The sequence below is a fragment of the Bradyrhizobium sp. Kon58 genome (assembly GCF_055807455.1).
Genome location: NZ_JBVVOT010000398.1, coordinates 1 through 279, shown reverse-complemented (window position 1 = coordinate 279; position 279 = coordinate 1). Strand labels below are relative to the sequence as shown.

The window sequence follows — 279 nt, the reverse complement described above, 5'->3', positions numbered from 1 at the left end:
GGGGTGGCGACGGCGGGCGCGCCTTTGGAACTGGCCATTACGGGGTGGACTCGTGTGGAAGGAAAATCGGCGGCGTGGTCGAAGGCGGTGGCAGGCGCGGCGCATACAGCGCCAGGCGTTGGCTGCGTCCTTGGGATGAGAACTCAGCGTGTGTGGCGGTCAGGCTGTCGAGCTTCCAGCCATTGGGCAGCGACTGCCCCTGATGCAGGTTGAGCGGCGGCCCGTCACTGCGTTTGAGCAAGGCAACGCGCAGCTCGCCATTGATCAGCACCCCGGTCA

The 279-nt window shown here is 66.3% G+C and carries 1 protein-coding gene; it reads right to left on the bottom strand.

Annotated features, from left to right (window positions below):
* Positions 1–37 precede the first annotated feature (37 nt).
* The coding region (locus AC0L20_RS40915; protein ID WP_473295811.1) for a hypothetical protein at positions 38–279 on the bottom strand (242 nt) is incomplete at its 5' end.